The organism is Aquidulcibacter sp., from assembly GCF_044346625.1.
Taxonomy (GTDB): domain Bacteria; phylum Pseudomonadota; class Alphaproteobacteria; order Caulobacterales; family Aquidulcibacteraceae; genus Aquidulcibacter.
Genome location: NZ_JBIIYV010000091.1, coordinates 1 through 8291 on the forward strand (window position 1 = coordinate 1; position 8291 = coordinate 8291).

The following is an 8291-nucleotide window of genomic DNA, read 5'->3' on the forward strand; positions in this document are numbered from 1 at the left end:
ATAGTCCGCTTCGTTGGCCTTTCTGGGATTTGAGAGGTGGGCGATGTCGACCAAGGCATTGGCGACAATGCCGTCAGCATGATCATTGGACAGGCCAAGGACTGAGAGATTGGCTGGAATGCCCAAGTCTTGATTGAGGCTGGCCAAAGCGTCGGCCAAATCTTCATGGGCTTTTAGGCCCATCGCGTCGCGAATACGCGCCTCTGCATCTGGGCGCACGCCCGCATTAAAGCGCATCACATGGGGCAGAAAGATGGCGTTGAGGGTGCCGTGGTGTAGGCTGGGGCTTTTAAGGCGACCAGCAGCGTGCGAGAGCGCGTGGACGCTGCCCAAACCCTTCACAAACGCCAACGCACCTTCGGTAGACGCCATCATCATATGCCAACGTGCTTCCTTATCAGAACCATCCTTTACGGCGCGGGCGAGCATGCCATCGCGCACGGCCCGCACGATCCCGTCGGCAGCAATCGCATCTCCAGGTGGATTGATGGCAGGCGACATGATGCTCTCAATACAATGGGTCACCGCATCCATGCCGGTTGCAGCCGTGAGGCCCGCAGGCAGGCCCAACGTCAGGTCGGGATCGCAGATGGCGATGGCCGGGATGAGATGCTTGGAAACAAACAGTTCCTTGATACCCGATTCCAGCACGATCACCGCGCCGATGGAGACTTCAGAGCCTGTGCCCGACGTGGTCGGGATCGCGATCAGCGGCGGGATTTTGCCGATCAGGCGGGAGCCGCGCTGCGCCGCACCATAGCGCGCCAAGGGGCCTTCGCCGCTGACCAGCAAGCCAACGCCCTTGGCCAAGTCCATGGAAGAGCCGCCACCTAAGGCGATGATGGAATCTGCCCCGGCCTCTTTATAGAGTGCAGTGGCAGCCATCGTAGCCGCTTCGGTCGGATTGCCTGGCGTTTCGTCAAATACCGCAGCAGGAGGCGCGCCAAGCGCGTCCAGCACGGATTGTAACAGGCCTGCCGCAACAATGCCCTTGTCGGTGACGATGAGCGGGCGGCTTGCGCCCAAACTTTGGAGTGCTTTGCCAGTTTGGCTTACAGCGCCATGGTCAAAACGGGTATCGGTCAAATAGGGAAGGCTGGCCATTGTCTGTTTCCTGAGCAAAGCGATGTTTTAACCGACCTTATTGGCACCGCCCTGACGCTGCAATGTGGTCACATGTGCTTGAACGCATAGACCGCAGGGAAATGCAAAGCTAAGTCGTAGTTTCGAAATCGTTTCTTCAAGGAACCTCGTCCTTATGTCCAGCCCAATTTTGTCTGTCCGTGACCTCTCCGTGACGTTCTCGACGCCTGATGGTTCCGTTCGTGCGGTAAAGGGCATTGATCTGGACATTTTGCCCGGCGAATGTGTCGCCGTGGTTGGGGAATCTGGATCCGGCAAAAGCCAGACTTTTATGGCGGCAATGGGGCTTTTGGCATCCAATGGCGTGGCCACGGGCTCGATTAAGTTCAAAGGCCAAGAATTGATTGGATTGAAGCCGACCGAGCTGAACTCCATTCGCGGCAAGCAAATGGCCATGATCTTCCAAGACCCGCTAACCTCTTTGACCCCACACATGAAAGTGGGGGAGCAAATGTATGAAGTGCTGAAATTGCACATGAATTTGCAAGGTGAAGCGGCGACCAAGCGCTGCGTGGATTGGCTAGAGCGCGTCCGCATTCCAGAAGCCGTTCGTCGCCTCAACCAATATCCCCATGAATTGTCGGGTGGTATGCGCCAACGCGTGATGATCGCGATTTCCATGCTTTGCGAACCGGCCTTATTGATTGCTGATGAGCCTACGACAGCACTCGACGTGACCGTTCAAGCCCAAGTGCTGGAGCTGATGGATGAGCTTAAGCGCGATACTGGTGCCGCGATTGCGCTTGTCACCCACGATATGGGCGTGGTGGCCCGATTGGCTGACAAGGTCCAAGTGATGAACAAGGGTCTCTATGTCGAGACCGGCGACGTGCACCAAATCTTCGCGGCTCCAAAAGATGCCTATACCCAAAAGCTGTTGGCCGCCGTACCGCGCTTAGATCGGCCCGAGCGCAAAGGGGTGCCCTTGGCGGACCCGCCAAAGGATAGCGACCCCATTCTGGTGGAAGCCAAAAATCTGCAAATCCATTTCCCGGTGAAAGTCACCGGCGGCCTGTTCCCCAAGTCCAAGCCGTTGCGGGCCGTGGACGGGGTCGATTTGACCATTCGTGCTGGTGAAACCGTCGGCGTGGTCGGGGAGTCGGGCTGTGGCAAGTCCACCTTAGCGCGCGGCGTCTTGCGCTTGGTGCCGACGACGGCTGGTCAAGTGGTTTGGCTCGGCAAGGGCGTGACCGATACATCGCGGAAAGAGCTGCGCGCCTCGCGCAAGGACTTGACCATTGTGTTCCAAGACCCGCTGGCCAGCCTTGATCCACGCATGACGATTGGGGCTTCCATCGCGGAGCCTTTAGAGGTCCATAAACCTGGCATCGGCAGGCAAGAGCGCGATGCGATGGTCAAAGACATGATGAACCGCGTTGGCCTCGACCCAGATTGGATCAACCGCTATCCGCATGAATTCTCAGGTGGTCAGAACCAGCGCGTTGGCATTGCGCGTGCGATGATTTTGCGTCCCAAATTTGTGGTGTGCGATGAAGCGGTCTCTGCGCTCGATGTGTCCATTCGTGCCCAAATCATTGATCTTTTGCTCGATTTGCAGCGCGAATTTGGCCTCGCCATGTTGTTCATCAGCCACGACTTGGCAGTCGTTCGTGAAGTCAGCCACCGGATCATGGTGATGTATTTGGGTCGGGTGGTGGAAACCGCGGACCGCAATTCCATCTATCTCAACCCGCGCCATCCCTACACCCAAGCTTTGATTTCCGCGGCACCCATCCCGGACCCGGAACTTGAAAAAGCCCGCCCGCGCATCCGCTTGGAAGGCGATCTGCCGTCGCCCATGGATCCACGTGCGCAATTGCGTTTCATGAAGTCAAAACTCGTGGAAGGTGATGGGCCACAATATCGTCCGCAATTGATGGAAGTGGCCCCGGGCCATTGGGTGGCCGAGCATGACCCGGTGGTGGCCGCGTGAAGCCTAAAGGCTGAGTTGAGTTAAGGCAGTGGGGCCATGCTTGCCCCCTTGCGCCCAGCCGATTTATTCTGTCACATGGCTGAAAAGCCAAACGAATATAGGCACAGCTGGAGGAACACCCATGGCGATCAATTATGAGCACGTGATGTCTTTGACATCCAAGGACCAAGAATTTTCCTATGGCGATACGCAGACCATGCTCTACGCCTTGGGCATCGGCATGGGCGCTGACCCAATGGACAAGGGTGAGCTGCCGTTTGTTTATGAAAACGGCTTAAAGACCATCCCCACCATGGCGACCGTGATCGCTTGGGGCGCGGGCCGGGTTGGCGATACGGGGATCAATTATGCGATGGTGGTTCATGGCGAACAGCGCGTGACCATGCATAAGCCTCTGCCAGTTGCCGCAACGATTTTGGCCGATAGCCGCTTTGTTGAGTGCCTCGATAAGGGCGCAGGCAAGGGCGCGGTTTTGATCAGCGAGACTGTGATCCGCGACAAGAAAGACGATAGCCTGCTGTGCACGCTGACCTCATCCATCTTTGCCCGCGCCGATGGTGGCTTTGGTGGGCCCAGTGAAGGCGGGCCAGAGTCCCATCCTATTCCAGATCGCGCGCCAGATATGGAAGTTGAAGTCCCAACAAGCCCCGATCAGGCCTTGATTTATCGCTTGTCGGGCGATCGTAATCCGCTCCATGCCGATCCTGATTTTGCGAAAATGGTCGGTTTCCCCCGCCCAATCCTACACGGGCTGTGCACCTATGGTTTGACCTGTCGGGCTGTTCTATCCGCCTATTGCGGCAATGACCCTAGCCTGATTTTGAGCCACGACGTGCGCTTCTCCTCGCCAGTCTTCCCAGGTGAGACGGTCAGCGTTCAGATGTGGCGCGATGGCAATGTGGTGTCGTTTGAAGCCCGCGTGAAATCCCGCGATGTGGTCGTAATCAAGAATGGCAAGTGCGTCCTCGCCGGGTGAGGGCAGGGCTAAGCAAAAGGTAGAGTAAGATGAAGCTAACGCGGCGGGATGCCCTTTTGGGCACGGGGGCGATTGGGGCGACGGCCTTTCTGTGGGGTTGTGCCGACAAGACTACGGCCAACCCAGACCTAAAGGCGGTGATCGATTCGATCACCACGAGCATGCTCAAGGACTCGCCCGAATATGCGACCAGCTTAACGGTCCCGGAGGCTTTGGCCGGTGGGCCTTATAAAGGCCGGGTTTCAGACGCTTCTGCCGCCGCAGAAACTGCCCGCAATCAATGGGTCGCTAGTTGGATCAAGGACCTTGAGAAGATCAAACCTGAAAGCCTGAACCCGACTGACAAAATCACCCATGCGGTTGTCTTGTCCTCCACGCGTTATGCCGCTGCTGCCGCCCCGATGGGCTATGGCACGGCAGGCTATGGTTCCCCCAATCCTTACATCCTGTCGCAATTGACCGGCAGCTATGTCGGTATGCCGGACTTCTTGGATAGCCAGCACGTGGTGAAGGCCAAGGATGATGCCGATGCTTGGCTTTCGCGGGTTGAGGGTTTTGCCGGCCAAATGGGCCATGAGGTAGAGCGTGCTAAGTCCGATGCCGCCAAAGGCGTCATACCGCCGAATTTCATCATTGATCGCGCCCTTGGCCAATTGCGCAGCTTCATGAAAATCCCGGCGGCTGAGACCGTTTTGGTGTCAGGCTTGGTGCGTAAGGCTAAAGAATCGGGTCTCAGTTCTGATCAATTGGGGGCGGCAGCCACGAAATTGGTGACCGAGAAAGTGTTCCCCGCCTATCAGGCTCAGATTGCCTTGATGGAAGAATTGCGGACGAAGGCGACCGCTGATGCTGGGGTTTGGAAATTGCCACAGGGTGAAGCCTATTATCAGGCTGCTACAGGCTATTGGACGACAACCAAAATGTCGCCTAACGAAATCCATGAATTAGGCCTCGATCTTGTGCGCTCGTTTGGGTCGCAAATGGATGAGGGCTTGAAGACGCTTGGCATAACCCAAGGCAGTGTGGCCGAGCGTATGAGCGCTTTGGCCAAGGATCCTAAATATCTTTACGCCAACAATGATGCGGGCAAAGAGCAATTGCTGGCGGACTTGAACAAGCAGATGGCCGCCCTCAAGAAGCGCTTGCCAGAGGTGTTTGCGACGCTGGCCAAGGCTGATTGCGAAGTAAAGCGTGTCCCAGCTTATACAGAAGCCGGAGCGCCCGGGGGCTATTATCAGTCACCCGCCCCAGATGGGTCACGCCCCGGTGCTTATTATATCAATCTGCGTGACACGGCGGCTTGGCCAAAATGGTCCTTGCCGACTTTGACCTATCATGAGGCACAACCCGGCCACCACTTGCAGATTTCCCTCGCACAAGAGGCCCAAGGTCTGCCGTTCTTGCGGTCAAAAATGCTGTGGTTTGGCGCTTATGGCGAAGGCTGGGCGCTCTATGCAGAGCAATTGGCCGATGAGATGGGCCTCTATGAAAATGATATTGCTGGCCGCTTGGGTTATGCCCAATCCGCCGCGTTCCGCGCTGCCCGCCTTGTCGTCGATACCGGCCTTCATGCCAAGAAATGGACAAAGGAACAAGCCGTTGATTATATGTTGGAAGCCACCGGCGACACGCGCGATAGCATCGTCACAGAAGTGGAGCGCTATTGCGTGTGGCCGGGTCAAGCGTGCAGTTATATGGTCGGCAAGACTAACCTGATCCGCCTACGTGCAGATGCAAAGACCAAGCTGGGCGCTAAATTCGACCTCAAGGCTTTCCACGACCAAGTCTTGCTGCCGGGTCCACTTCCCCTCGACGTGCTTGATACGGTGATTGTCGACTGGCAGAACGGGATTAAGACCTAAGGAACCACCAGCGGGCAGGGGAGACTTACTTCCCTGCCACAATGGCCAGGGCTTTGGCGTGCAGCGCGGGGCATCCCGCCGCAATAATGTCGCCACCTTTCGGATGGTGGCGGCCCTGCCAATCGGTCACGACGCCGCCTGCCGCCTCAATAATGGGGATGAGGGCGGCGATGTCGACATCTTTCAGGCCGGGCTCTACCACCAGATCAATATGGCCATGTGCTAATAAGGCATAGGCTGTGCAATCAAGCCCGTAACGGGTTAGGCGGGTTGCGGCGCGCAGGGCCAAGAACGCTTCATGCTGACTGCCTTGAAATAAGAAGGGGTCGGTCGTCGCCAGAAGCGCTTGATCTAGAGCCACATTCTTGCGGGTCATCAGGGGCTGACGGGCCCGTCCACGCGACCAGAACCCACGTTCTGGATTGGCAGCCCAACGTTCATCGGCAAAGGGTTGATCCATAATCCCGACCAGCGGTTTATCGTCAAAGCGCGCCCCAATCAGGACGCCCCAAGTCGTTGTGCCCGCGATGAAAGCGCGGGTGCCATCAATGGGGTCTAGCACCCACGTCCAGCCAGAGCTGCCGTCATGATCGTCAAACTCTTCACCGACGATGCTATCATGCGGGCGTTCTGCACGGATCGTCGCGCGCATCGCCTCTTCAGCGGCTTTATCGGCTGCGGTGACGGGATCAAAGCCGATCTCAGCCTTATTCTCAATCGCAGCCTCGACACGGAAATAGGGCAGGATAGCCGCCCGCGCGACGTTGGCAAGCTCGTGGGCAAAGGCCAGTACTTCTTGGGTGGCAATCGAGGTCATAATCAATTCGGGCTGAGGCGGAGCACTTTGCCTTCTGGATCGTCGGTCAGGACGATCAAGCTGCCATCTGGCGCTTGGATGATGGCGCGATACCGCTCCTCACGCTCTGCCAACAAGGTTTCTTGGGCTTTTACCGCACCATTTTCCAGATCAACCCGGCGTATCTGTTGTCCAGCCAAAGCGCTCACGAGAAGGTCACCCTTCCACTCTGGGAACAGACTGCCGGTATAAAACACCATGCTGGAAGGCGCGATAGAGGGCACCCAATAGAGGAGCGGCTGCTCCATTCCGTCGCGCTTGTTTTCCATGCTGATGGGCGCGCCAGAATAATCCACGCCATAGGTGATTACAGGCCAGCCGTAATTCTTGCCGGGCTGAATGACATTGACCTCATCGCCGCCTTTGGGGCCATGCTCATGCGCATAGAGCGTGCCGCTGACGGGATCGCGCGCGATGCCTTGAACATTGCGGTGGCCATAGGAATAGATTTCAGCGCGCTTGCCCGCTTGGCCGGCGAAAGGATTGCCAGGGGCTGGTGCGCCGGTATCGGTGATGCGTACAATCTTACCCAGATCGCTCGAAAGGTCTTGAGCTTTATCGCGATATTTATAGCCATCGCCTAGGGTGACGATGAGGGTTTTATCCGGCATAAACAACAATCTGCCGCCAAAGTGGGCTTGGGTCTGCCGCTCTGGCACCGCGTCAAAAACCGGCTCGACATTGGTCAGCGCTTTGCCGTCAAACTTGCCGCGCACCACGGCCGTATGGTTCGACGACTTCGTCCCTTTTGCGAAGGACAAATAGACCAAGCCATTTGTCGTAAAATCAGGGTGCAGCGCCACGTCAAACAGCCCACCTTGGCCGTCATTCAAGACAGCGGGCACACCGGTGATCGGGGCTTCAACCAATTTGCCATCACGGATAACGCGCAAGTTTCCATCGCGTTCTGTCACCAGCATGGAGCCATCCGGCAGGATCGCCGCGCCCCAAGGATAAGCCAGACCAGCGGCAATTTCGGTGACCTTTATGGTCTGCGCCGATGCGGCCACAGGGGCTTGCGATTCGGCTGCCGGTGCGCAAGACGCGGCCAGAATGAAGGCGGAGGCGAGTAGGAAACGGACAGGTTGATTCTTCATAACGCCTCTTTAAACTGACTTAGGCCACCGGAGGAAGAGCATTAGCCTTTCTTTGCCTTTTGCGGACGGACTAATTTTAAGTCCAAAGCTTCTTCAGGCGTTAGGCTAACCAAACTGACCACAGTGCAGTTCGAAGTTTCTCTGGATAAATCGTAGAAAATCAAAGTAGTGCCGGCCTCGATACCGTTGCTGTGTCCAGCCGATCTAAACGACTTGGCATCGCGTGGGTCGCCACCGCCGCGGCAAATCATTTCGCCCCGAAACCAAGTGCTGCGGGGGGTTTCCAAATAGATGACCCGATCACTATCCTCTTCCCGCCGCACGACAAAGTTGCGGACCTGTCGTGAAACCATAATCCGGGCACTGGGACGGCCTGCATAGGGGTCAACCACAGCTGGTTTGGCATCAGCGGGATTGGCCGCAG

The 8291-nt window shown here is 57.0% G+C and carries 7 protein-coding genes; 3 read left to right on the top strand and 4 right to left on the bottom strand.

Annotated elements, in window-relative coordinates; translation table 11 throughout:
• Positions 1 to 1104: iron-containing alcohol dehydrogenase (locus tag ACIQ20_RS14700; protein WP_395781578.1), on the bottom strand; the 1104-nt coding region annotated here is incomplete at its 3' end.
• 154 nt (positions 1105 to 1258) lie between these two features.
• Between ACIQ20_RS14700 and ACIQ20_RS14705 the strand changes: the two genes are divergently transcribed.
• The 3 genes from ACIQ20_RS14705 (at position 1259) to ACIQ20_RS14715 (ending at position 5914) form a co-directional block, all read left to right on the top strand.
• Positions 1259 to 3076: a dipeptide ABC transporter ATP-binding protein gene (locus tag ACIQ20_RS14705; RefSeq protein ID WP_395781580.1), complete on the top strand. Its 1818-nt coding sequence runs from the start codon at positions 1259 to 1261 to the stop codon at positions 3074 to 3076.
• Positions 3077 to 3197: 121 nt separating this feature from the next.
• Positions 3198 to 4052, top strand: a complete 855-nt coding sequence (locus tag ACIQ20_RS14710; RefSeq protein WP_395781582.1) for a MaoC/PaaZ C-terminal domain-containing protein — start codon at positions 3198 to 3200, stop codon at positions 4050 to 4052.
• A 29-nt stretch (positions 4053 to 4081) separates the two neighbouring features.
• Complete coding sequence (locus ACIQ20_RS14715; protein WP_395781584.1) at positions 4082 to 5914, top strand: DUF885 domain-containing protein; 1833 nt, start codon at positions 4082 to 4084, stop codon at positions 5912 to 5914.
• Between the two features lie 25 nt (positions 5915 to 5939).
• Here the strand turns inward: ACIQ20_RS14715 and hisN are convergent, their stop codons facing one another.
• The 3 genes from hisN to ACIQ20_RS14730 all read right to left on the bottom strand — a co-directional run.
• Positions 5940 to 6731, bottom strand: a complete 792-nt coding sequence (gene hisN, locus ACIQ20_RS14720) for a histidinol-phosphatase (protein WP_395781586.1) — start codon at positions 6729 to 6731, stop codon at positions 5940 to 5942.
• Positions 6732 to 6733: 2 nt separating this feature from the next.
• On the bottom strand, positions 6734 to 7867 hold the full coding sequence (locus ACIQ20_RS14725; protein ID WP_395781588.1) for a PQQ-dependent sugar dehydrogenase: 1134 nt from the start codon (positions 7865 to 7867) through the stop codon (positions 6734 to 6736).
• Between the two features lie 41 nt (positions 7868 to 7908).
• Positions 7909 to 8291, bottom strand: a 383-nt coding sequence (locus ACIQ20_RS14730; protein WP_395781590.1) for a hypothetical protein, incomplete at its 5' end; no start/stop codon positions are given.